Below are 21366 nucleotides of genomic sequence, written 5' to 3' on the forward strand. Positions count from 1 at the left end.
GCGGCGATGGATTGGGACAAGCTTAGAATATTTCACGCGGTGGCCGATGCGGGCAGCCTCACACATGCCGGGGACAAGCTCAATTTGTCTCAATCCGCCGTGAGCAGACAGATCCGTGCGCTGGAAGAGTCGTTGGATGCCACCCTTTTTCACCGTCACGCCCGGGGGCTGATTCTCACCGAACAGGGTGAATTGTTGTTCGACGCCACATCCGCCATGTCAAAACGGCTGGACGCAGCTGCCGCACGCATTCGCGACAGTGAAGAAGAGGTCTTTGGCGTTCTTCGGGTCACGACGACCTTTGGGTTCGGCACACTGTGGCTCGCCCCTCGCCTGCCCAAGCTTTATGAACAATATCCTGATCTGAACATCGACCTGATGCTGGAAGAACGAGTTCTGGACCTTCCCATGCGAGAAGCGGATGTCGCCATTCGCATGAAGGAACCCAGCCAGGCAGATCTTGTGCGAAAACGCCTGATGACGGTTCAGATGGCGCTTTACGCGACGCACAACTACATCGAAGCCCATGGTGGAATGCTGAAATCTCTGGAGGATATCCAAAATCACCGGCTGATCTGTCAAACACCCGCGGCACCCCAGGTGGGCGCCAGCGCGGCCATGGTTCGCCACCTTATGACCTACAATCCCGCATCCCTGTTGACGGTAAACAACTACTTCGGCGTCCTTCAGGGAGTGTTGCACAATCTCGGCATTGGGGTTCTGCCAGATTACGTCACACAGGATTTCCCGCATCTTGTGCCAGTTCTGTCGGATGTCGAAACCGCTGACGTGCCGGTCTATCTGGCTTATCCCGAAGAACTCCGACACTCCAAACGTGTCGGGGCGTTCCGCGACTTTGTGCAGGACGAGATCATCGCACAGCGCAAACAACTGAAAAAGATGGGAAAACTTTAGCTATGCATAAATGGCATAGCGGGCATGAGGACATTTCAGGGTTAAATTCCTTGAACGTTTACAATCTGACCCCTAAATGAGCACTCGAAGGCGGTGATGCTGAAACGCTCATCATCTTCATACCTCCCTGTTGGACTACGGCCGAGCTTATTGCTCGGCCTTTTTTTTGCTCTAGGCGTTGCATCAAGTCAGCGAAAGCTCTGGGAAAAATACACGCATAGGCATATGATCCCAAAAAAACGAGATAATTTCGTGTTCGAGGGAGAATCATGTTCCACCCATTCCGCCTTATGTTGGCGATTGTCTGCACTCTATTTTTGGCGGTTCCGCTTTATGCGCAAGATACCGGCTCAACTTCTTCAGTGACCATTCCGGACGATCTAACACCTGAGCAGGTCGATGGTCTGGTTGCCCGCATGTCAGATGACCAGGTGCGCGCCATTCTGTTAGAGCGCCTTGATGCGGTCGCCGAAAAGCAGGCTGCCGAGAAGGCGAACGTGGAAGACCCGCTGACCGAAATCAGTGAGATATGGGCCGAGATGGTCTCGTCCTGGACACATGTTCTGACCACGCTTCCCAATATTGTCACGGCACAGATAACTGCGTTTGGCAATTTCAGCGACACGTTTGGAACGTCCGGCGTCCTTACCCTGTTTGGGCTTATTCTTTCTGTGTTGATTGCGGGTTTCATAGCCGAGAAACTGTTCATTTTCCTGACCCGTCGCTGGCATGAAGCGACCGAAGTTGGGGATGAGGCCGATCTCAGGGGCGCCATCAGTTACCTGTTCCGCAGGTTCTGCCGCGAAATTGCCGGGCTGATCGTGTTCTATGTTGTCATTCGCGCGATTGGTCGCGGGCTTCTGACACCCGAACAGATCACTTATGCCGCTCCGTTTGTTTTCTATCTGATCTGGATTCCACGCCTGGGGGCTGCGGCCTCACGTTTTGTTCTGGCACCGGAGAAGCCAAAATATCGGCTGGTGAGTATTGACGACCATTGGGCAAAATATCTGCATCGCAATCTGATCGGGCTGTTGATCCTGATCGGGTTCACACTGTTTGTTGTGCGATTCAACGCCCTAAATGGTATCACAGGGGACGACACACGCATCGCCTTCTGGCTGAATGCGGCAATCCATGTCTATATCGCCGTCATCGCTTGGACCGCGCGCGACGGGTTGTCTCAGATGATGCTGGGAACAGACCCGGACCGCACAAAATTCGATGAAGAAGTTGCGCATTATTATCCCTACTTCGCCATTGGCGTTTCGGTGACAATCTGGCTGCTGGTCGAATTCCTGGTCGCGCAACGCGATCCGTCGACGCTCAGATTGCTTGGAGGTGGTGCGCATTTCACAACCATGTTCTGGTTGCTGATTGCCCCTGCCCTCGACACTTTGATCCGCGGGCTGGTGCGCCACTTGCAGCCGCCAATGTCAGGAGAAGGCCCGCTGGCCGAACGCGCTCATCGCGCGGCCAAGCGCAGCTATATCCGGATTGGGCGGGTTATTGCGGGTTTGGTCGTGGTTTTCATGATCGCCCGCACGTGGCATCTTGACCTGCGCAATGTCGCCTCGGCCGGTGTCAGTGCCGAAGTTGGCGGCGCTGTTATTGAATTCCTTCTGATCATTGCGGTCGGCTACATCCTGAACGAGGTTGTTTCACTATGGATCAACCGCAGGCTGGCCAAGGAACAGACCGCAGCTGAAGCAGTCGACGAGGAAGCAAGCGGTGAAGGCGGCGGTGCCGGGGGCTCTCGTCTGGCGACGGTTCTGCCGCTGATGCGGATTACGGCCCAAGTCACAATTTCGGTAATCTTTGGCCTGCTGGCCTTGGGTGCGCTGGGTATCAACATCACACCGCTTCTGGCCGGTGCCGGTGTTCTGGGTCTGGCCATCGGCTTTGGTGCTCAGAAACTGGTGGCGGATATCGTCGGTGGTGTTTTCTTTCTGGTCGATGATGCCTTCCGCGTCGGCGAATATGTCGATGTGGGCGGAACCACCGGAACGGTCGAAAAAATCTCGATCCGTTCAATGCAACTGCGTCATCACAGGGGGCCTGTGCACACAATCCCTTATGGTGAAATCCAGAAGCTGACGAATTACAGCCGTGACTGGGTGATTATGAAGCTGAAGTTCACCGTGCCCTTCGATACCGATCCCAACAAGGTCAAGAAAATCTTCAAGAAGATCGGGGCCGAAATGATGGAGGACGAAACCCACAAAGAAGGCTTCCTACAGCCCTTCAAGTCTCAGGGTGTATTCGACTTTGATGATGTGGGCATGATCATTCGCGGTAAATTTATGGCCAAACCGGGCAAGCAATTCACCCTGCGCAAGGAAATCTTCAATCGGGTCAAAGCAGCCTTCAAGGAAAACGGCATCGACTTTGCCCGCCGCGAGGTGCGCGTTGCGATTCCGGGCCTGGATGAGGTCGAGCATCTGACGCCCGAGCAAAAGGCTGCTGTTGGCGCCGCAGCTGCTGCCGAGGTCAACAAGGACCAGGGATCGGCGTAACCTTCGGGGTTTACGTCTGCGAATTGCAGCAGGACTGCTGTGCGGTTTTTTGGAACCGGCCGTGAGGCCGGTTCCATTTTTCTTTGAAAGACGCGGCCTGCGCCGTCTTGACCCTTTCCACACGCGCGCGCTTGCCCTACAAGGCGCGCAATCTCGGCCCACTTGGACACAGGACAGAAGATGCAAGAGCCCGCCATCACACCCGATCTGATTGCCGCACATGGGCTCAAGCCCGAGGAATACGACATGATCCTCGAGATCATCGGGCGTGAACCGACCTTTACCGAGCTTGGCATTTTCTCGGCTATGTGGAACGAACACTGTTCTTACAAGTCGTCGAAGAAGTGGTTGCGCACTCTTCCGACCTCGGGACCTCAGGTCATTTGCGGACCGGGCGAGAATGCCGGTGTCGTGGATATCGGCGACGGTCAGGCCGTTGTTTTCAAGATGGAAAGTCACAATCACCCGTCTTACATCGAGCCCTATCAAGGCGCGGCAACGGGTGTCGGCGGCATCCTTCGGGACGTGTTCACCATGGGTGCGCGCCCGATCGCTTCGATGAACGCGCTGTCCTTCGGTGAACCCGGCCACCACAAAACCCGCCAGTTGGTTAACGGCGTGGTCGAAGGCATTGGCGGCTATGGCAACTGTTTCGGTGTGCCTTGCGTTGGGGGCGAGGTCCGCTTTCACCCGGCTTACAACGGCAACTGCCTTGTGAACGCCTTTGCCGCCGGTTTGGCCGACAGCGACAAGATTTTCTACTCTGCCGCGTCGGGCGTGGGCATGCCTGTGGTTTATCTGGGTGCCAAGACCGGACGCGACGGTGTTGGCGGCGCGACGATGGCCTCGGCCGAGTTTGACGACACCATCGAGGAAAAACGCCCTACTGTTCAGGTGGGTGATCCCTTCACCGAGAAACGCCTGATGGAAGCAACGCTTGAGCTGATGCAGACCGGTGCCGTGATCTCGATTCAAGACATGGGTGCTGCGGGCCTGACCTGTTCCGCGGTTGAGATGGGCGACAAGGGCGGTCTGGGCGTACGTCTGGATCTGGAAAACGTCCCCCAGCGCGAAGAGAACATGACAGCTTATGAAATGATGCTGTCCGAATCTCAGGAACGCATGCTGATGGTTCTCAAACCCGAACTTGAGGCCGAGGCCCGCGCCGTGTTCGAAAAATGGGATCTCGATTTCGCAATCGTTGGCGAAACCATTGCCGAAGACCGCTTCCTGATCATGCACAACGGTGAGGTCAAGGCCGATCTCGTCCTGTCCAAACTGTCTTCGACCGCGCCCGAATATGATCGCCCTTGGGTGCCGACGCCCGAAGCCGAGGAACTGGCCGAAGTGCCTCAGATCGACCCGATTGACGGCCTGCGCGCCTTACTCTCGTCGCCCAACTACGCGGGCAAGCAGTGGGTTTATGAGCAATACGACACGATGGTGATGGCGGATACAAACCGGACACCGGGCTTGGGTTCGGGTATGGTGCGCGTGCACGGCACCGACAAGGTGCTGGCGTTTACCTCTGACGTGACTCCGCGCTACGTCCGCGCCAACCCGGTTGAAGGCGGCAAACAGGCGGTGGCCGAAGCCTACCGTAACCTGACGGCTGTTGGGGCGAAACCGTTGGCTACCACCGACAACCTGAACTTCGGCAACCCGGAAAAGCCCGAAATCATGGGCCAGTTTGTTGGCGCCATTCAGGGAATCGGCGCCGCAGTCGGCGCGCTGGATATGCCGATCGTGTCCGGCAACGTGTCGCTGTATAATGAAACCGACGGCCAGGCGATCCTGCCCACCCCCACAATCGGCGCTGTCGGGCTGCTGAACCACAGCGATGAAATCATCGGCAACGAGGTGCGCGAGGGTCACGTGGCTTTGGTGATCGGTGAAACCAAAGGCCATTTGGGTCAGTCAGCCCTTCTGGCCGAAGTCTTCAACCGAGAAGATGGCGACGCGCCACATGTGAATCTGGACGCTGAAAAACGCAACGGTGATTTCATTCGCGCCAATCGTGGAATGATCAAGGCCTGCACTGACCTGAGTGATGGCGGCCTTGCGCTGGCGGCCTTCGAACTTGCCGAGGCCGCCGGGGTTGGCGTGTGCCTGGATGATGCACCGACGGAATTTCTGTTCGGGGAAGATCAGGCACGGTATCTGGTCGCGTGCAACTTTGATCAGGCCGAGGCGTTGATGATCGCGGCGGGTCAGGCAGGTGTGCCGCTGGTCTCGGTTGGCCGTTTCACCGGCGAAACGATCAGGATCGGAAGCTCGGAGGCCTCGTTGGAAGACTTGACGGCCATTTTCCGCAACAGTTTTGCCGACGCCGTCGCCTGATCAGGCTGAATAAAACTTGCTCGAAACCTGCGCCCTGAATAAGCGCAGGTTTCGTCGTTTTGGCGCATTCATGTGCCCTTGCGCGCCCGGTTCAGGCGCTCTACATCTTTGGAAAGACCTTCAGGAGTTACCTACATGCCGATGAGCGCCCATCAAATCGAACACCTGCTGCGAGAAGCTTTTCCTGATGCGGATATTCAGGTCGGCGGCAACGACGGTGTTCATATGTCCGCCATGGTGGTGGACGAAAGCTTTCGCGGCAAAAACCGGGTGCAGCAACAACGCGCGGTTTATGCCGCGCTGAAAGGCAAGATGGATGGCCCAGATGGTGAGCTGCACGCGCTGGCGCTGACGACGAAAGTACCTGAGTGAGTGCAACCGTCTGGATATACGGCATTTGTGGACTGATTGCCTTTGTCGGCAGCGCCTTTATTGTCAGATCGGCAATGAAAAATAGGCGCTCCGACAAAATTCGGGGCGTGAAACCTGGTCACGGAGACCAATTGATAGACCACGGAACCGTGTTGGGAGGCGGCGGTGGTCATGTAACCGTGTCTCGGGTCACCAGAGACCCACAGGCCTACGCCAAAGCGATGGTTCCCAAAAAATGAATTCATGGCAGGTTTGGATATCAGCAATCGCAGCTTTGATAGTTGCCGCCGCGCTGATCGAAGCCTATGTGAAGCGGAGCAGAAAACGCAACCTCGCCGACATGCGTCCAGATCCGGGTGAACTCAGCAAAGTGGGCGGCCTTGAGAGATACGGGCTTGATCCGGTGAAAATGGCGCAGGCCGAACACCGGCGGCTTGAAACGGAAGGATGGGCACCCAGCTTGCCCAGTGATGGAACAATCCCCGCAGATGCGGATGAAAAGGAAATACAAAATGACCGACGTTAAGACCCAGATCGACGAAACCGTCAAAGCCAACGATGTGGTGCTGTATATGAAAGGCACCAAGGAAATGCCGCAATGCGGGTTCTCCTCGCGCGTGGCCGGGGTGTTGAACTACATGGGCGTTGAATACACGGATGTGAACGTTCTGGCCGATGAAGAGGTGCGTCAGGGGATCAAGGATTATTCCGACTGGCCGACCGTGCCCCAGCTTTATGTCAAAGGCGAGTTTGTTGGCGGCTGCGATATCATCACCGAGATGACGCTGTCGGGTGAACTGGATGCGTTGTTCGATGAAAACAACGTCGGCTACAACAAGGAAGCAGCCGACAAAATTCGCGAAGCAAACGCGTAATCCAGCCTAACGGCTGGAACAACCCCGGTAGATCTCCTGCTCAACGGCGGCGCCTGCCGCCAAATAGCTTACGGACGCGTCCCACCCTTTCGAACGCAGGATGTAGGTTCCACCATCACCAATGGATTCGTAGCGGATACCAGACCCGCTTTGGACCTGACGCATCACAACCAGAGAATTGTCCACCAAGGTTGCCGCTGCACCCGTACTGTCCGGCGCGTTGAAATAGGTGACAGGCAGCGGTATTCCGTTCTCGCAGGTGAAGGTGACAGACAGAATATCGATCTCAGCCAATGCTGTTGTCGCGGGCGCAATCAGCGCCACCGCACAGATGAATTTGCTCAGGAACTTCATCGTGCCTTTTTCTCCTCAACTACTGCGGCCAGCGCTTCGGCCCGTGCGGCCAGTTCGGCCAGCGTATCTGTAACGGATGGTGGAACCACAGCCACTTCAATGCGCTCAGGTTCGGGCGCCGGGGCGCTTCGCAGCGCCTGAAGCTCGGCTTCGGCTTCGGCCAGTTTCCCTTCGAGCGACTTGACCTTGTCCTCTGTCGCCGCAGTCTTGTCGGCCAGCATCAAACCGGCCATCAGCAACATGCGGGATTCCGGCATACGACCGATCTGATCGGACAGCACCTGCGCCTCGTCGTCCAACACTTTGGCGGCAGCGTGCAGAAAGGGCTCTTCCCCGTCCCGGCAGGATACGTCAAAACCGCGCCCGCCGATATGAATGGTCACTTCGGGCATTACTCTACCTCACCTTCAACAAGTTTCGCCTGCGAGAGCAGAGGTTCCAACCTTGCAAGAACGGCCTGCGCTTCGGCGGCGTCTGACGCCTGCGCCGCGCGCGTTGCTTCCAGTTCCGCGACGGTGGCCCGGTTCAGCAGCTCGGCATCTGCGACACCTTCGGCGGCGGCGGCGCGCAATTCGTCTATCGCAGTGCGCAACTGCTCGTTTGCCTTGCGCATCCGTTGCAGATCGTCGTCCAGCCGCGACATTGCAGCGCCGTGGCTGGTCCGTTCAGCGCGCAGCATCTCAAGCTCGGCGCTCAGGTCGTCGACGCGGACAGTGTCTGACAGTTCTTCCTTTAGACGGCTGTTTTCCGCCTTCAGCGCCTCCAGCTCGGTGCTATTGTCCAATGCGGCCTTGGCTTCGGCCAGTTCAGCGCGTGCGGCTTCGACCGATGCGATTTTCGCACGGGCTTCTTCCAGCTCGGATCGCAGAGCGTCTGTTTCGGCTGTATCGGCCGGAGCGGTTCGCAACTCCTCAAGATCGGCACGCAACCCGTCCACTTCCTGTTCGTGCTGTTCCTTCAGGGTTCTCAGACGTTCCTGAAGCTGCGCGTTCGCAACTTTTTCATCTTCAAGCGCTGCCTGGAGGCCGTCATCTGGCCGGGCATCTACGGTCGCACCGCCCAATGCGTCGACGCCCGCTCCGATACGGTCCATCGCCGCAATAATGCGGTGCTGTAATTCCTCAAGTTGGCTCATGCCCCTGTCACCTCTTTATCAAGGTTCATTCTGTTGCGAAGCGATCCGAATCAAAATCGAATCCCGCCTGCCGCCAGTCTAACGGAATGCGACAGAAAATACCCACTGTTTGCTTTCAACCACTTGGGCCACGCACTTCAAGCAATCCAGGCGGATAAACCCCGGTTCTGCTTGCACTTTGAGTGCTGAGTGGTATTGAGCCCGCAATCTGCTTTTTATCCAAAGGAACAACGCCCGTGGACCTGACTGCGCTGCGCAATGCCAACCCCGAACACTGGGACAAAGCTGCGGCCATCCGCACATTGACCCTTGATGCCGTCGCCGCTGCAAACTCCGGACATTCCGGTATGCCCATGGGCATGGCTGATGTCGCCACCGTCCTGTTCGAAAAGCATCTGAAGTTTGACGCCTCGGCCCCGAACTGGCCGGATCGCGACCGCTTCATCCTGTCCGCCGGCCATGGTTCGATGCTGGTCTATTCGCTGCTGTACCTTACGGGATATGCAGATGTGACGCTGGAGGAGATCAAGAATTTCCGCCAGTTGGGCGCAAAAACCGCAGGCCACCCCGAAAACTTTCTGGTCGCTGGTGTTGAGACCACGACCGGCCCGCTGGGTCAGGGTATCTCGAACGCCGTGGGCTTTGCGATGGCCGAAGAAATCCAGCGTGCACATTATGGCAAGAAGGTTGTTGACCACTATACCTATGTCATCGCGGGCGACGGTTGCCTTATGGAAGGCGTAAGCCAGGAGGCAATCACGCTGGCCGGTCGTCACGAGCTGAGCAAGCTGATCGTCTTCTGGGATAACAACAACATCACCATCGACGGCACCGTCGATATCGCGGACCGCACCGATCAGGTTCGTCGCTTTGCGGCCTCGGGCTGGCATGTGATCGAAATCGATGGTCATGATCCCAAGGCCATCGACGCGGCCATCGTTCAGGCGAAGAAGTCGAACAAGCCGACCATGATTGCGTGTAAAACCCACATTGCTTTGGGCCACGCGGCGCAGGACACGTCAAAGGGGCACGGCGCGCTGACCGATGCGGATCAGCTGAAGGACGCCAAAAAGGCCTATGGCTGGGCGCATGATGCGTTTGACGTGCCTGCCAATGTCAAATCCGCATGGGAAGCCATCGGATCGCGTGGCGCTGCCGAGCGTGCGGAATGGGAAGCGCGTTTTGCACAACTGTCCGAGCGCAAGCAGGCTGAGTTCACTCGCGCTTATGCGTTCGAGGCCCCCAAACGTCTGGCCGGAGCCATTCGTGCCTTCAAAAAACAGATGTCCGAAGATCAGCCAAAACTGGCCACCCGTTCGTCGTCGGAGAAGGTCCTGAACGTTGTGAACCCGATCATGACCGAAACCGTTGGTGGTTCGGCGGACCTGACCGGATCGAACAACACAAAATCGGCTGATATGGGTGTATTCCTGCCGGAAAACCGCAAGGGCCGCTACATCCACTACGGTATCCGTGAACACGGCATGGCGGCGGCGATGAACGGTATGGCCCTGCATGGTGGTATCCGTCCCTATGGCGGCACGTTCATGGCCTTCACAGATTATGCCCGCCCGTCCATGCGCCTGGCGGCACTGATGAAGATCCCGTCTGTCTTCGTAATGACTCATGACTCGATCGGTCTGGGCGAGGACGGCCCGACCCACCAGCCGGTCGAACACCTGGCGATTTCGCGCGCAACACCCAACACTTTTGTGTTCCGCCCCGCTGACACCATTGAAACCGCCGAGGCATGGGAACTGGCGCTGACCTTCAAGGAAAGCCCCTCGGTCCTGTCGCTGACCCGTCAGGGTGTTCCAACGGTTCGTACCGAGCACAAGACCAAGAACCTGACCGCACAAGGTGCTTACGTTCTGGCCGAAGCAGAAGGTAAGCGTCAGGCGATCCTGATTGCAACAGGTTCCGAAGTGTCGCTGGCCATGGAAGCCAAAGCGACGCTCGAGGCCGAAGGTATCGGCACCCGCGTCGTCTCGATGCCCTGCATGGAGTTGTTCGCGCAACAGGACGAAGCCTACCGCAAGCGCGTCCTTCCGGCAGGTCCGGTCCGCGTTGGTATCGAAGCCGCGGTTCGTGCTGGCGGCTGGGATCGTTGGTTGCTGGGTGAACGTGGCCGCGAAGCCAAAGCCGGGTTCATCGGCATGTCGAGCTTTGGTGCCTCGGCCCCTGCCGGTGAGCTGTACAAGCATTTCGGCATCACCGCCGAAGCAACCGTGGCCAAGGTCAAGGAAATGTTGGGGCTGTAAGCTTATACCAGAACAATCAACCAAAGGGCGGCTTCAGCCGCCCTTTTCCGTTTCTTTTCAGTGCGCTTTGGACTTGCCGAACAAAGGCATGATCACCTTGGTGGCCATTGGGATCAAAACCAGTCCCCAGGCTAGGCCCAGAACTCCGTCCATTGTCGCTTTGGCCAGCCATTTCACCGCAGCGGCCCAGTCCTCGGGCGCTGAATACGCAATCGCTTTGGCCCAGTCATAGATCTGATGCTGCAGCCAACCAAAACCAAGCACTTCCAGACCGTGGATGACAATCGAGCCACCGACCCAAAGCATCGCCGCAGTTCCGACGACCGACAAGGTTTTCATCACAGCCGGCATTGCCTTGACCAGACCGCGACCCAAGCCACGACCAACAGGCGTTGGAGCGTTACTCGCCAGATAAAGCCCAACATCATCCATCTTCACGATCAACGCCACCGAGCCATAAACCGCCACAGTCACGCCAATCCCCACAACGGCCAAAGTTGCGGCCTGCATCCAAAGGTTTGGCGCTTCGATCGCCGCCAGTGCAATGGTCATAATCTCGGCTGAGAGGATAAAATCAGTTTTGATCGCGCCCTTGACCTTCTGCTCTTCCAGATGGCCCGGATCCCGGTTTTTCATGTCTTCCTCTATGACGTGACTTCCATGAGGAAACAGAACGTGAAAAATCTTCTCGGCACCTTCAAAACACAAATATGATCCACCCAGCATCAACAGTGGGGTGATCAGCCACGGGGCGAAATTGGCCAGCAGCAAGGCTACCGGCAACAGGAGTATGATTTTGTTGAAAACCGAACCGCGCGCGATACGCCAGATGATCGGCAATTCGCGCGCCGGGGCAAAGCCCTGAACGTATTTCGGTGTCACTGCGGCGTCGTCGATGATCACTCCCGCAGTCTTGGCCCCAGCCTTGCCCGCCGCAGCCACGACATCATCCACCGATGTCGCCGCAACCTTGGCGATCCCGGCCACATCGTCCAACAAGGCCAAAAGACCACTCATTGCGTTTCCTTTCCCTTTCGCTGCCGCATCTGGACCCTACCTGATCCAACGGCTAGCGCAAGCGTTAGCGCAACCGTCGCAGGTTTGCGCTAACACCTTAAAAATATGCCGTTTTTGCCCTTTTGAGATTCCCATTTCGCCGCTATATGGCCCTCAACGCAAGCGCATCAGGAGACGTCACATGACCATCAAGGTCGGTATCAATGGTTTTGGCCGTATTGGCCGCTGCACCCTGTCGCACATCGCCGCGTCGGGGCGTAACGACATCGAAGTGATCAAAGTCAACGCAACCGGCCCATTGGAAACCTCTGCGCATCTGCTGAAATATGACAGCGTTCACGGGCGGTTCCCGCGCGAAGTTTCGATCGAAGGCAACACAATGGATCTGGGCCGTGGCCCGATGCAGATGTTTTCGACCTACGATATGAATGAACTGGACTGGGAAGGCTGTGACGTCGTTCTGGAGTGCACCGGTAAATTCAATGACGGCACCAAGGCCAAAACACATCTGGATCGCGGTGCCGGCAAGGTGCTGCTGTCTGCCCCCGGCAAGAACGTGAACAAAACCATCGTTTTTGGTGTGAACCACAACACCCTGACCGCGAACGACAACATGGTGTCGAACGGCTCTTGCACCACCAACTGCCTAGCCCCGCTGGCCAAGGTGCTGGACGAAGGTGTCGGCATTGAACACGGTATCATGACCACCATTCACGCCTATACCGGAGACCAGCCCACGCTGGACCGTCGTCACAGTGACCTCTATCGCGCCCGCGCTGCCGCAATGTCGATGATTCCGACCTCAACCGGTGCTGCCAAAGCTTTGGGTGAAGTTCTTCCAAACCTGAAAGGCCGTCTGGACGGTTCTGCCATCCGGGTCCCTACCCCGAACGTTTCTGCGGTTGACCTGACCTTCCGCGCGTCGCGTGACACCTCGGTGGCCGAGATCAACGCAATCGTCGAAGAAGCAGCCAAGGGCCCGATGCAGCGCGTTCTGGGATATGAGCCCGCACCGCTGGTATCAACCGATTTCAACCACACCGAAGAAAGCTCGATCTTCGCACCCGACCAGACCCGTGTCGTCGATGATCGCATGGTGCGCGTGCTGGCCTGGTATGACAACGAGTGGGGTTTCTCGGTTCGCATGGCAGACGTAGCCGTCGCCATGGGCCGCCTTAACTGACCCTTCGGACTTCGCTTGTACGTTGGTGCCCGCTCAGGTTATCTGGGCGGGCATTTTCGTTCGGAACCGACATGAACAATCAAATCGCTATCTGGCTTGGCGTCCTGTTGCTTGGGGGCATGATGCTGGACGTAGCCTTGTATGGAACCGAGCACATGTTGTTCCTCGGTAAGAAGCTATACGACTTTCTGGACTGGCTCGCTTTTTGGCGATGACAGAGGTTTTTCTTGACATTTCGCTTGATCTGTAATTGTTAGCGCTAACTCATATGGCTGAGATATTTGTACGGAGCGAACCATGACCCTGAAACTAGCGATCAACGGATTTGGACGGATCGGGCGCGGGGTTCTGCGCGCGGTGATGGAAAGCGGACGTAAAGACGTTGAAATCGTCGCGATCAACGACTTGGGCAAGCCCGACATGAACGCGCATCTGTTCGAATTTGACAGCGTTCATGGCCGTTATCCCAACCCTGTCACGCTTACAGACGCCGGTCTGGATGTGGGCCGCGGCCCGATCCGCCTGAGCAGTGAGCGTAATCCCGAAGACCTGCCCTGGTCTGATATCGACGTTGTTCTGGAATGCACCGGGGTTTTCCGCACACGAGAAGCGGCTGAACGTCACTTCAAGAACGGATCACGGAAAGTCCTGATCTCAGCCCCTGCACGGGGTGACGGCGGTGTGAAAACCATCGTCTTTGGTGTCAACGATAGCGAACTAACCGCCGACGATCTGATCGTTTCGAACGCATCCTGCACCACGAATTGCCTTTCTCCGGTTGCCGCAGCGCTGGACGCTGGTCTTGGCATCAAACATGGCAACATGACCACCGTTCACGCCTATACCGCCAGCCAGCCTGTGCATGACACGGTTGGAAAAGACCCCTACCTGTCGCGCGCCGCAGCCCTGTCGATGATCCCTACCACAACCGGTGCAGCCGCCGCTGTGGGGCTGGTACTGCCGCAACTCAAGGGCAAATTGACGGGTCAGGCCATCCGGGTACCAACCCCGAACGTTTCGGTCGTTGATCTGGTTGCCGAGGTTTCGCGCCCAACGACCGAAGATGAGGTCAATCAACTGTTCATTGATGCCGCGGCAAAGATCCCCGGTGTTCTGGCCGCGGAAAGCCGTCCTCTGGTCTCTGTCGATTTCAACCACGACTCGCACAGCTCGACGGTGTCACTGGCAGAAACCAAAGTCACCGACGGTACGCTGGTTCGCGTGTTGGCCTGGTATGACAACGAATGGGGATTTTCGAACCGGATGCTGGATACGGCCGCCGCTATGGGTGCCCTAGCCTAACCGCTCACGCAGTGCCGCATTGACACGGGGCGTGACGAATTTCGACACGTCTCCGTTCAAACGGGCAATTTCTTTCACCAGTTTTGAAGCAATCGCCTGATGGCGTGCCTCGGCCATCAAAAAGACAGTTTCGATCGAGTCGTCCAGTGCGCGGTTCATACCAACCATCTGGAATTCATACTCGAAATCCGCGACAGCGCGCAAACCGCGCACGATGATCTGTGCACCGACATCCCTTGCGCAATCGATCAATAGGTTTTCGAAGGGATGAGCGATGATTTCTGTGCCGGTTTGTTCGGTCAGTTCGGCGCATTCGGCCTCGATCATCGCGACGCGCTCTTCCAGCGAGAACAAGGGGCCTTTGTCCCGGTTGATAGCGACGCCAATGACAAGTTTATCCACCAATGCAGCCGCCCGGCGAATGATATCGATGTGCCCTATGGTGATAGGGTCAAAGGTTCCCGGATACAAACCAACCCGCATCACGCCCTCCTGCGCAATAAAATTTCTGCGCAAGCAAACACAACTTTGCTGCAGGTGCAAGTGATTGCTTTGGCACCCCTTGCTGTTAGTGCCCCATTATCATGCCTTCCAGGGCGTCCTTTTCCATCGCCAGTTCGGCCAATTGGGCCTTTACCACGTCACCAAGTGTGACGATGCCGATCAGTTTACCGTCTTCGACAACCGGCATATGTCGAAAGCGCCCTTCTGTCATGCGGGCCATGATATCCTGAACAGAGGCCTGACGCGTCGTCGTGATCAGGTCCTGCGTCATGTAGGATTTTACAGGCTGGTCGAGACAGCCACTACCGCTGGCGGCAAGCTCGCGGACGATGTCGCGTTCAGACAGAATTCCAATCGCGGTTTCTCCGCCATCGTCAGAAACAACAACCGTCCCGATCCGCTTTTCCGCAAGAATCTTCGAGGCTTCTGAAACTGTCGCCATTGGCGCCACCGTTACAACGCCGTCTGTCGCTTTGGACGTCAGGATAGCCTGTACCAACATGAAGAATTCCTCCGGAATAATAACACTTATTCCAAAGCGTTGCGCGATTGTGGCGACCTGTCAAGCACCGGCATCTGCTTCCAATCGAAGCACTTCCTCGCGAATACCGCGCGTCAGGGCATCGGCAAAGCGGTTCAACCGTTCGTTGCGCTGATCTCCTTCATGCCGAACCAGATAGAAACTGCGCGTCAGACTCACTTGATCCGTCAGGATTTTCCGAAGCCCCGGATGGAACGGCAACGTAAAGTCATGTGCCACGCAAACGCCTGTTCCCAAACTGACCTGCCGCAATTGCACCGAGACCGAGTTCGATGCAAGCGCGACACGGTCAACCCCAATATCGTTCAGGTAATCCAGTTCGCGGTCAAAGATCATGTCGGGAATGTAACCGATCAACCGGTGCCCCTTGAGGTCAGCGACCGAGTGGATTGGTTCGTGACGTTTCAAATATTCATCGGTCGCGACCATGTGCAGTTTGTAATCACTGACTTTCTTGACCAAAAGCTGCCCTGCGGTTGGCGCGCTGACGGTCACGGCCATATCGGCCTCGCGACGGGACAGGTTGATCACCCTCGGCAGAGCCAGAATCTGAATATCCAGTTCCGGGTTTGAATCACTGATCCTGGCGCAGACCTGGGGCAACAGGTAATTTGCGCTGCCATCTGGCGCGCCGATCCGGATTTGCCCGCTGAGTGATTTCGTGGATCCCGCCACGGCTCCGGCCGCTGCGCGCATCGCCTCTTCTGCATGCAACCCATGCTCCAACAGGCGCTGCCCTGCCGGTGTCAGGACATAGCCCTGCTGCGACTTGGTGAACAACGCAGAATCCAGCGTCGTTTCCAATCGCGCAACACGTCGCCCCACGGTGGCGGGATCGATTTTCAGGATACGACCAGCGGAGGAAAGACTTTCCTCGCGCGCCACGGCCAGAAAGATCCGCATATCGTCCCAGTTTGGAGTCACACCGTTTCCTTTTGCATTTTTGCAAAACTCTTTTGAGACATTGCCTCTGTTCGCGGGATTTCTGCAAGCCTATTGTGCGCACAAATCTATCGGAGGAGTTATTGATGCAAGATCTGACCCATTTCCTGAACGGCGAAATGGTCGCCGGTACATCCGGTCGTTTCGACAACGTCTACAACCCGGCAACGGGCGAGGTTCAATACAAGTGCCCGATGGCAAGTGCTGCGGAAACCACGGCGGCGATTGAGGCCGCAGCCGCTGCCCAGCCCGAATGGGGCGCAACCAACCCTCAGAAACGTGCACGTGTCATGATGGCAATGGTCGGCCTGATGAACCGCGACATGGACAAACTGGCCGAGGCACTAAGCCGCGAGCACGGCAAGACCATTCCCGATGCCAAAGGCGACTTGCAGCGTGGTCTGGAAGTGATCGAATACTGCATCGGTGCGCCTCAGATGCTGAAAGGCGAGTTCACCGACAGCGCAGGCCCCGGCATCGACATGTATTCCATGCGCCAGCCGCTGGGTGTCGTGGGTTCGATCATGCCCTTTAACTTCCCTGCGATGATGCCCCTGTGGCATGTCGGTCCTGCACTGGCCTGCGGTAACGCCGTTGTTCTGAAACCGTCCGAGCGTGACCCCTCGGTTCCGCTGATGCTGGCCGAACTGTTTGTCGAAGCCGGCCTGCCCAAGGGTGTGTTCCAGGTCGTGAATGGTGACAAAGAGGCCGTTGATACGATCCTCGACAGCGAGATCATTCAGGGTGTCAGCTTTGTAGGATCTACCCCGATCGCTCAGTATATCTACAGCCGTGCCACCGCAAACGGCAAACGCGCCCAGTGTTTTGGTGGTGCCAAGAACCACATGATCGTCATGCCCGACGCCGATCTGGATCAGGCCGCCGACGCGCTGGTCGGTGCCGGGTTTGGCGCAGCAGGCGAACGCTGCATGGCAATCTCTGTTGCGGTTCCGGTTGGTGAAGAAACCGCGGACAAGCTGATCGAAAAGCTGATCCCGCGCGTCGAAAAGCTGAAAGTGGGCCCCTACACCGCTGGTGACGATGTCGACATGGGCCCTGTAGTAACCGCCGCCGCGAAAGAGCGTATCCTTGGTCTGATCAATTCGGGTGTCGAGCAAGGCGCAAAGCTGGTCGTCGATAACCGTGATTTCAGCCTGCAAGGTTATGAGGACGGCTTCTTTGTCGGCCCGCACCTGTTTGACCACGTCACTCCGGACATGGACATCTACAAACAGGAGATCTTTGGCCCGGTTCTGTCGACTGTCCGTGCAGGTTCCTACGAAGAGGCGATCGGTCTGGCGATGGACCACGAATACGGAAACGGCACAGCGATCTTTACCCGCGACGGTGACACAGCGCGCGATTTTGCCAGCCGGATCAATATCGGCATGGTGGGTATCAACGTTCCGATCCCCGTTCCGCTGGCTTATCACACTTTTGGTGGTTGGAAAAAATCCATGTTTGGCGATCTGAACCAGCATGGCCCGGACAGCTTCAAGTTCTACACCCGCACCAAAACAGTAACCGCACGCTGGCCGTCGGGCATCAAGGAAGGTGGCGAGTTCAACTTCAAAGCCATGGACTGATTTCAGCCTGCATGACTATGGAACCCGGCCCTATTCAGGGCCGGGTTTTTGCATTTTTCCGCCGAGCAGCGTTCAAATTCCCCACGTTCACAAGAAATTCAGGTGCGTCACTCTGGAAAATTGCGACCAATGGAAATATCTTGCCGCCAAATACACATTGAGCAGTGAATTTACCGGAGGCACCCTTGTCCCACTCCCGAATAACCCGTCGTTCCGCCCTGCTGGGCGTTGCATCCCTGATGGCGACCCCCGCCCTTGTTCGGGCCCAAAGCACGGACGCGTTTCCGGAGACAGAAGACGCGATCAGCACACAGTTACCGGTACGGCGCAATGTATCATCCTTCGCGCAACAAAACTGGCAGGATCACTTTGATGAGCTGGGCGTTGGCTGCCTGTTGGCCGACATTACCAGCCGCGCGGTTCACTATTGGGCGCCGGATGGCACCTATAAGCTGTACCCCAGCTCTGTGCCCATGAGCGAAGAGCTTACAAAACGCGGCTACACAAAAGTTGTACGCAAGACCGAATTTCCAAGCTGGACACCGACCGCCTCGATGCGCGAGCGTGACCCCAACCTGCCTATTCGGATGGAAGGTGGCGATCCAGGCAACCCGCTGGGAACGCGCGCCATGTATCTGGACTGGCCTGCTTATCTCGTCCACGGCACGCACGACACGCGCAAGATCGGTCGGCAGAGCTCGTCAGGATGCATTGGCCTGTATAACCAACACGTTGAAGAATTGTATCCACTGGTTAAGGTCGGCACACAGGTTCGTTTGGTCTAATTTACCAGCTTAGAAAAGCAAAAGCCCCGGTCATACGCCGGGGCTTTGATTTCTTGAGGAGCAGAGCATCATTCCGGCAGGATAACAGCGTCAACCACGTGGATCACGCCATTGCTGGCTTCGATATCCGCCTGTATGACCTTGGCGTCATTCACTTTGACGCCGTTTTTGGCATTCACGCTCAGCCGATCACCCTGTACAGTCAGAACCTTCGCGCGCTTGCCAGCTATGTCGCCGGACATCACCTTGGCTGGTACAACATGGTACGTCAGGATCGACACGAGCTGATCTTTGTTCTCCGGCAACAACAACGTTTCCACCGTGCCTTCGGGCAATGCAGCAAACGCCTCGTCTGTTGGGGCAAAGACGGTGAATGGACCTTTTCCTTTCAGGGTATCTACCAAACCTGCAGCTTGAACTGCGGCAACCAACGTGTTGAATGATCCGGCCGCTACAGCGGTATCAACGATATCTGCTGCCTGCGCCTTGAGCGGCATGGCAAATGCAAATGCGGCGGCTGCGCCCATAAAAGTACGACGTAACATGGCTGTCTTCTCCTCTCCAGCTTGTTATGGAAAGAGGTACGGGGCTTTCGTCACGCCGGATCAGTCTGAGATCACTTTTCTTTTAGCTGCACCCAGATGCTTTGCGCGCGCCCTTCAGCCAAAAAGGGCAAATTGGCGACAGCATCGGGCCGATCCTGTTGCAGGTAATATCCCGGCCAAAGCATTGAATACGCGCCAGATTGCAGCAAAGCGTGCAACATGTACTGCTCACCCCAGCCCGGGCAGTCATAGAAGAAACGCTTGGGATATTCATAGGGCAGAAAAACATCGTGCACATGGATCACGACTCCGGGCTTCAGTGTCGGAATGATGCGGCAGAACAAGTGCGCGACGTCGTTGCTCATCCGCACAACATGGCTGGAGTCGATGAACAGAATGTCGCCGGCTTCCAGCTCTGAAAACAGTACCGGGTCGGCGTCCTCCAGCCGTTTTTGTTCGAACCGATCAACAACTTGGGCGATGTCAGCGCGGGGATACGGATCAATTGCCGTAATTGTGGTGTCAAACCCGCCATCGATGGCCGCCTGCCGGGTTATTCGGGTCGAGTTACCACATCCAACCTCAATCACCCGCCTGGGCTGAAAGCGTCGGATCATCAGATACAGGGCATCCGCGTCCGGGCTGTCGTAATAGCCGTTTCCAGCACGATAGCCGGTCTGATTGCGTTCAGGATCCTTCAGCGCCTCTAGCGCATTCTTGTGCGCAGTGTATTCACTGACCAGCTGAGAGATATCAAACCCGTCCATTCCCGGCGACAAGGCATAGACGGGGCGCGTCAGACCTCCGGCAGCCTCAAAGGCTTCCAGCCGCGCGCGCTCATCCTGTTCGGTGATCTTGTCGACCAGTCTTACCCCCAGTTCATCCAGGGCGGCGTTGATCTGTGGGAATTTTCTGGGTTTCAAGTCGCTGGCTCCGTAGTCTTTGCTGCGCTATTCCATACCTTTGCTGGTCGTTCCTCTGCAAGGACAAGCCGGGCAAACCCTTGGCAAAAAGAAAATTTCCGTATTCACTGATCAAAATAACTACCGCGAGGGCCGCCATGCAGCAGGAATTCACGATCGGGATCGAAGAAGAATACCTTCTTGTAGACCGCGACAGCCTCCAATTGTCCGAAGCTCCCGAAGCGCTGATGGAAGCCTGTCAGAATGATTTCGAAGGACAGGTCAGCCCCGAATTCCTGCAATGCCAGATCGAAGTCGGCACCCGCCCACATACAACCATCGCTTCAGCGCGCGAGGACCTGAAACGCCTGCGCTCCTGTGTTTCGGAACGGGCCGCGGAATACAACCTGTCGCCAATAGCCGTGTCGTGCCACCCTTTTGCGAACTGGAAGGATCAGCATCACACTCGAAAGGAACGCTATGATGCGCTGCAACACGCGCTGGGGGGTGTGGCCCGCCGGATGCTGATCTGCGGAATGCATGTTCATGTCGGGGTTGAAAGCCAAGCCTTGCGGTCTGATCTGATGCCGCAATTGTCGTACTTTTTGCCGCATCTTTTGGCGTTGTCGACGTCCTCGCCTTTCTGGAACGGCGAAGATACGGGCCTGTCGTCGTACCGTCTGACCGTCTTTGACAATCTGCCGCGCACCGGTCTGCCGCCGGTCTTTGCAAGCTGGGGCGAATATGAACGCACCACGGGAATTTTGATTGAACTGGGGGTCATTGAAGATACCACAAAGATCTGGTGGGATCTTCGCCCCTCGCATCGCTTTCCAACACTTGAAACGCGGATTATGGATGTCCAACCAAGGTTGGAGCACACGCTTTCACTGGCCGCCCTTGTGCAGGCGTTGACGCGAATGTTGTGCCGCTTGAAAGATCGCAACTTGCGCTGGCGGCAATATGATCGCTTTCTGATAGGTGAAAATCGCTGGCGCGCGCAGCGATACGGTGTGGGCGAAGGATTGATCGATTTCGGCGATCGCTCGATCAAACCCATGTCCGATTTGATCGGTGATCTGATGGGATTGCTGGCCGAAGATGCCGAGGCACTGGGTACAATGTCGGATCTGGCCCGGCTGCGGCAGATCGCCGAAAACGGCACCTCGGCCACACGCCAACGTCGCGTTCATGCCGAGGCTGCCGCGCGCGGGGAAGATCCCGGCAAGGCCATCGTGCGCCACCTGATCGAAGAGTTCCACGCGGATCTTTAGACAGTGGCGACAACAGT

Annotated in this window: 21 protein-coding genes; 12 read left to right on the top strand and 9 right to left on the bottom strand. The window is 56.8% G+C overall.

Features of this window, described 5'->3' with window-relative positions:
• The first annotated feature begins 6 nt into the window (after positions 1–6).
• From ACR0CE_RS03800 to grxD, 6 genes are all read left to right on the top strand, one after another.
• Positions 7–915: a LysR family transcriptional regulator gene (locus ACR0CE_RS03800; RefSeq protein ID WP_480481095.1), complete on the top strand. Its 909-nt coding sequence runs from the start codon at positions 7–9 to the stop codon at positions 913–915.
• Between the two features lie 269 nt (positions 916–1184).
• Positions 1185–3431, top strand: coding sequence for a mechanosensitive ion channel family protein (locus ACR0CE_RS03805; protein ID WP_480830997.1), 2247 nt, complete (start codon positions 1185–1187; stop codon positions 3429–3431).
• Positions 3432–3611: 180 nt separating this feature from the next.
• A complete protein-coding gene (purL, locus tag ACR0CE_RS03810; protein WP_480830999.1) occupies positions 3612–5771 on the top strand; it encodes a phosphoribosylformylglycinamidine synthase subunit PurL in 2160 nt (719 codons plus the stop codon).
• A gap of 135 nt (positions 5772–5906) precedes the next feature.
• Positions 5907–6143, top strand: a complete 237-nt coding sequence (locus ACR0CE_RS03815) for a BolA/IbaG family iron-sulfur metabolism protein (protein WP_267363417.1) — start codon at positions 5907–5909, stop codon at positions 6141–6143.
• A gap of 235 nt (positions 6144–6378) precedes the next feature.
• Positions 6379–6669, top strand: coding sequence for a hypothetical protein (locus ACR0CE_RS03820; protein WP_480623081.1), 291 nt, complete (start codon positions 6379–6381; stop codon positions 6667–6669).
• The gene (grxD, locus tag ACR0CE_RS03825) at positions 6656–7018 is read left to right on the top strand and encodes a Grx4 family monothiol glutaredoxin (RefSeq protein ID WP_209596128.1); all 363 of its coding nucleotides are present in this window, start codon (positions 6656–6658) and stop codon (positions 7016–7018) included. Before ACR0CE_RS03820 ends, grxD begins: the two co-directional genes overlap by 14 nt.
• 6 nt (positions 7019–7024) lie before the next feature.
• Here the strand turns inward: grxD and ACR0CE_RS03830 are convergent, their stop codons facing one another.
• The 3 genes from ACR0CE_RS03830 to ACR0CE_RS03840 are packed head-to-tail and all read right to left on the bottom strand — an operon-like array spanning position 7025 to position 8507.
• Positions 7025–7372: an MliC family protein gene (locus tag ACR0CE_RS03830; protein WP_480623082.1), complete on the bottom strand. Its 348-nt coding sequence runs from the start codon at positions 7370–7372 to the stop codon at positions 7025–7027.
• Positions 7369–7764, bottom strand: coding sequence for a cell division protein ZapA (locus ACR0CE_RS03835; RefSeq protein WP_209504034.1), 396 nt, complete (start codon positions 7762–7764; stop codon positions 7369–7371). Before ACR0CE_RS03835 ends, ACR0CE_RS03830 begins: the two co-directional genes overlap by 4 nt.
• Positions 7764–8507, bottom strand: coding sequence for a hypothetical protein (locus ACR0CE_RS03840; RefSeq protein WP_480481109.1), 744 nt, complete (start codon positions 8505–8507; stop codon positions 7764–7766). The genes ACR0CE_RS03835 and ACR0CE_RS03840 overlap by 1 nt, the downstream gene beginning before the upstream one ends.
• 236 nt (positions 8508–8743) lie before the next feature.
• Here ACR0CE_RS03840 and tkt point away from each other — a divergent pair, with 236 nt between their 5' ends.
• Positions 8744–10768 carry a transketolase gene (tkt, locus tag ACR0CE_RS03845; protein WP_480831001.1) on the top strand — a complete coding sequence of 675 codons (2025 nt, stop codon included), beginning with the start codon at positions 8744–8746 and terminating at the stop codon, positions 10766–10768.
• A 57-nt stretch (positions 10769–10825) separates the two neighbouring features.
• Here the strand turns inward: tkt and ACR0CE_RS03850 are convergent, their stop codons facing one another.
• Entirely contained in the window at positions 10826–11785 is a 960-nt protein-coding gene (locus tag ACR0CE_RS03850; protein WP_480537784.1) for a DUF808 domain-containing protein, read from the bottom strand.
• A 181-nt stretch (positions 11786–11966) separates the two neighbouring features.
• Here ACR0CE_RS03850 and gap (ACR0CE_RS03855) point away from each other — a divergent pair, with 181 nt between their 5' ends.
• Entirely contained in the window at positions 11967–12968 is a 1002-nt protein-coding gene (gene gap, locus ACR0CE_RS03855) for a type I glyceraldehyde-3-phosphate dehydrogenase (RefSeq protein ID WP_209504039.1), read from the top strand.
• A gap of 297 nt (positions 12969–13265) precedes the next feature.
• Complete coding sequence (gap, locus tag ACR0CE_RS03860) at positions 13266–14270, top strand: type I glyceraldehyde-3-phosphate dehydrogenase (protein ID WP_480558493.1); 1005 nt, start codon at positions 13266–13268, stop codon at positions 14268–14270.
• Here gap (ACR0CE_RS03860) and coaD read toward each other — a convergent pair.
• The 3 genes from coaD to ACR0CE_RS03875 all read right to left on the bottom strand — a co-directional run bounded on the left by coaD (position 14262) and on the right by ACR0CE_RS03875 (position 16218).
• The gene (gene coaD / locus ACR0CE_RS03865; protein WP_209596116.1) at positions 14262–14753 is read right to left on the bottom strand and encodes a pantetheine-phosphate adenylyltransferase; all 492 of its coding nucleotides are present in this window, start codon (positions 14751–14753) and stop codon (positions 14262–14264) included. The two genes, gap (ACR0CE_RS03860) and coaD, sit on opposite strands and share 9 nt — an antisense overlap.
• A gap of 85 nt (positions 14754–14838) precedes the next feature.
• Entirely contained in the window at positions 14839–15276 is a 438-nt protein-coding gene (locus ACR0CE_RS03870; protein ID WP_267363439.1) for a CBS domain-containing protein, read from the bottom strand.
• A gap of 60 nt (positions 15277–15336) precedes the next feature.
• On the bottom strand, positions 15337–16218 hold the full coding sequence (locus tag ACR0CE_RS03875; RefSeq protein WP_480476727.1) for a LysR family transcriptional regulator: 882 nt from the start codon (positions 16216–16218) through the stop codon (positions 15337–15339).
• Positions 16219–16343: 125 nt separating this feature from the next.
• Here ACR0CE_RS03875 and ACR0CE_RS03880 point away from each other — a divergent pair, with 125 nt between their 5' ends.
• Positions 16344–17843 (top strand): CoA-acylating methylmalonate-semialdehyde dehydrogenase, encoded by a 1500-nt coding sequence (locus tag ACR0CE_RS03880; RefSeq protein WP_209596112.1) that lies wholly within the window; start codon positions 16344–16346, stop codon positions 17841–17843.
• Positions 17844–18082: 239 nt separating this feature from the next.
• Positions 18083–18628, top strand: coding sequence for a L,D-transpeptidase (locus tag ACR0CE_RS03885; protein ID WP_480486475.1), 546 nt, complete (start codon positions 18083–18085; stop codon positions 18626–18628).
• Between the two features lie 68 nt (positions 18629–18696).
• Here ACR0CE_RS03885 and ACR0CE_RS03890 read toward each other — a convergent pair whose 3' ends face one another.
• A complete protein-coding gene (locus ACR0CE_RS03890) occupies positions 18697–19173 on the bottom strand; it encodes a fasciclin domain-containing protein (RefSeq protein WP_480831002.1) in 477 nt (158 codons plus the stop codon).
• A 71-nt stretch (positions 19174–19244) separates the two neighbouring features.
• On the bottom strand, positions 19245–20096 hold the full coding sequence (locus ACR0CE_RS03895; RefSeq protein WP_480831004.1) for a class I SAM-dependent methyltransferase: 852 nt from the start codon (positions 20094–20096) through the stop codon (positions 19245–19247).
• 137 nt (positions 20097–20233) lie between these two features.
• Here ACR0CE_RS03895 and ACR0CE_RS03900 point away from each other — a divergent pair, with 137 nt between their 5' ends.
• Entirely contained in the window at positions 20234–21349 is a 1116-nt protein-coding gene (locus ACR0CE_RS03900) for a carboxylate-amine ligase (RefSeq protein WP_480831006.1), read from the top strand.
• Positions 21350–21366: the final 17 nt, after the last annotated feature.

The sequence above is a fragment of the Ruegeria sp. L11 genome (assembly GCF_056531755.1).

What these genes read in the sequence shown, in the direction of transcription:
- ACR0CE_RS03800 (WP_480481095.1), top strand. Translation starts at nt 7, where the DNA reads ATGGATTGGGACAAGCTTAGAATATTTCACGCGGTGGCCGATGCGGGC.
- ACR0CE_RS03805 (WP_480830997.1), top strand. Translation starts at nt 1,185, where the DNA reads ATGTTCCACCCATTCCGCCTTATGTTGGCGATTGTCTGCACTCTATTT.
- purL (WP_480830999.1), top strand. Translation starts at nt 3,612, where the DNA reads ATGCAAGAGCCCGCCATCACACCCGATCTGATTGCCGCACATGGGCTC.
- ACR0CE_RS03815 (WP_267363417.1), top strand. Translation starts at nt 5,907, where the DNA reads ATGCCGATGAGCGCCCATCAAATCGAACACCTGCTGCGAGAAGCTTTT.
- ACR0CE_RS03820 (WP_480623081.1), top strand. Translation starts at nt 6,379, where the DNA reads ATGAATTCATGGCAGGTTTGGATATCAGCAATCGCAGCTTTGATAGTT.
- grxD (WP_209596128.1), top strand. Translation starts at nt 6,656, where the DNA reads ATGACCGACGTTAAGACCCAGATCGACGAAACCGTCAAAGCCAACGAT.
- ACR0CE_RS03830 (WP_480623082.1), bottom strand. Translation starts at nt 7,372, where the DNA reads ATGAAGTTCCTGAGCAAATTCATCTGTGCGGTGGCGCTGATTGCGCCC.
- ACR0CE_RS03835 (WP_209504034.1), bottom strand. Translation starts at nt 7,764, where the DNA reads ATGCCCGAAGTGACCATTCATATCGGCGGGCGCGGTTTTGACGTATCC.
- ACR0CE_RS03840 (WP_480481109.1), bottom strand. Translation starts at nt 8,507, where the DNA reads ATGAGCCAACTTGAGGAATTACAGCACCGCATTATTGCGGCGATGGAC.
- ACR0CE_RS03850 (WP_480537784.1), bottom strand. Translation starts at nt 11,785, where the DNA reads ATGAGTGGTCTTTTGGCCTTGTTGGACGATGTGGCCGGGATCGCCAAG.
- gap (WP_209504039.1), top strand. Translation starts at nt 11,967, where the DNA reads ATGACCATCAAGGTCGGTATCAATGGTTTTGGCCGTATTGGCCGCTGC.
- gap (WP_480558493.1), top strand. Translation starts at nt 13,266, where the DNA reads ATGACCCTGAAACTAGCGATCAACGGATTTGGACGGATCGGGCGCGGG.
- coaD (WP_209596116.1), bottom strand. Translation starts at nt 14,753, where the DNA reads ATGCGGGTTGGTTTGTATCCGGGAACCTTTGACCCTATCACCATAGGG.
- ACR0CE_RS03870 (WP_267363439.1), bottom strand. Translation starts at nt 15,276, where the DNA reads ATGTTGGTACAGGCTATCCTGACGTCCAAAGCGACAGACGGCGTTGTA.
- ACR0CE_RS03875 (WP_480476727.1), bottom strand. Translation starts at nt 16,218, where the DNA reads ATGCGGATCTTTCTGGCCGTGGCGCGCGAGGAAAGTCTTTCCTCCGCT.
- ACR0CE_RS03880 (WP_209596112.1), top strand. Translation starts at nt 16,344, where the DNA reads ATGCAAGATCTGACCCATTTCCTGAACGGCGAAATGGTCGCCGGTACA.
- ACR0CE_RS03885 (WP_480486475.1), top strand. Translation starts at nt 18,083, where the DNA reads ATGGCGACCCCCGCCCTTGTTCGGGCCCAAAGCACGGACGCGTTTCCG.
- ACR0CE_RS03890 (WP_480831002.1), bottom strand. Translation starts at nt 19,173, where the DNA reads ATGTTACGTCGTACTTTTATGGGCGCAGCCGCCGCATTTGCATTTGCC.
- ACR0CE_RS03900 (WP_480831006.1), top strand. Translation starts at nt 20,234, where the DNA reads ATGCAGCAGGAATTCACGATCGGGATCGAAGAAGAATACCTTCTTGTA.